Genomic DNA, 1,464 nt, shown 5'->3' with positions numbered 1-1,464 from the left:
GGCTCTTCCGGATCTAGAGTGCAAGGGCTCCGCAGTGCAGCAGCGATCTGATGCGGTAGTTGATCAGGTTGCGGAAGCCGAGGGCGTTGCGGCGGAGGGCTTCGAGGCGGCCGTTGATGGCCTCGGTCGGGCCGTTCGAGGCGCGGTGGTCGAAGTAGGCCAGCACGTCCTCGCGGCGCCGGTGCAGCGTCCGGCCGAGGGTCGCGAGCTCGGCGAGCCCGGCCGGGAGCTCTCCGCGGAGCCGGTCGATCACCGAGGCGAGCTCGGTCTTGCCGCGCCTGCGGTCGGTGGTGGCGTAGGCGGCGATGATCTGCTGATACGCCCACCAGGTGACCTCGACCGCGACGTGCTGGTCGCCGGCGAACACCGCCTCGAGCCTGGTTCTCTGCTTGTCGGTGAGCAGCCCGAGCCGGGTCCGTAGGGTGCGGCGCTCTCGATAGAGCGGGTCACCGGTGCGGCCGCGGTGGCCGAGGGTGTCCTGCTGGACCCGCTGGCGGCACAGGTCGAGCTTGTGCCCGGCCAGCGCGACCACATGGAAGGGGTCCATCACCGTGACCGCGTCCGGCAGTGCGGTGGTGGCGGCGTTCTTGTAGCCGCCGAACCCGTCCATCGCCACGATCCGGACGCCGTCGCGGAACGCCTGGTCGCGGGCGTTGAGCCAGGTCGTCATCGCCGCCGCTGAGCGGCCCGCCACCAGGTCGAGCAGCCGTGCCGGACCGTGACCTGCGACGACGGCGGTGAGATCGGTGATCACGGTGACGAACCCGTCGCCGTCGGCGCCGAACACGTGAGCCCACTTGTGCTCGTCGACCCCGATCACCCGCACCCCGTCGAGACGGGCCGGACCGGCGGTGAGCAGCAACTGCTCGGTGGCGGTGACGGCGATGCTGTTCACGGTGTCCCACGACCGGCCTAGCTCGCGGGCGACCGCGGACACGGTGGCCTTGTCCACCGCCAGGCGCCCCAGCACGTAGGCCGCGCAGCGTCGAGTGGTCGTCCACCCCGGGCGGGCCAGCCGGCGGCTGTCGTGGGCGAAGACCTCGCGGACGCAGCCGTCGTGGACACACCGGTAGCGCGGCACCCGGACCCGCAGCTGCAGCGGATGCCCCACGACCGGGACGTCGGTGACGCGGCGCTCCACGGTGTCGCGGTAGACCCCGACCAGCCCGCAGCCCGGACACACCCCGGGCCCGTCGGTGAGCAGCTCGCACCACAGCACGGTGGTGTCGCCGTCCAGGGCGGCGTCGGTGATCCGCACCCCCAGCTCGACGGTCCGGATGATCGTGTCGGCCACGATCTGGGCAGGCGGCGACGTAGGCTGCGGCATCGGGTCCCCGGGACGCTTGACGGTGCTGGCGTAGGAACCTGCATCATCAACTTCTCGGGGCCCGCCTCACCGCAGCGACACGACCCCAGTCCCGGGCCCGGCCACACCCTCACCTGCACTCCGTTTCCGGAAGAGCC

The 1,464-nt window shown here is 71.9% G+C and carries 1 protein-coding gene; it reads right to left on the bottom strand.

Annotated features, from left to right (window positions below):
- Window positions 1-13: 13 nt before the first annotated feature.
- The gene (locus ACVJO7_RS33975) at window positions 14-1,327 is read right to left on the bottom strand and encodes an ISL3 family transposase (protein WP_085916822.1); all 1,314 of its coding nucleotides are present in this window, start codon (window positions 1,325-1,327) and stop codon (window positions 14-16) included.
- Between the last annotated feature and the right edge of the window lie 137 nt (window positions 1,328-1,464).

This window comes from Pseudonocardia sp. DxW (genome assembly GCF_058448985.1).
The sequence above is the reverse complement of the archived record's forward strand: the minus strand, read 5'-3'. Positions and strand labels throughout refer to the sequence as shown.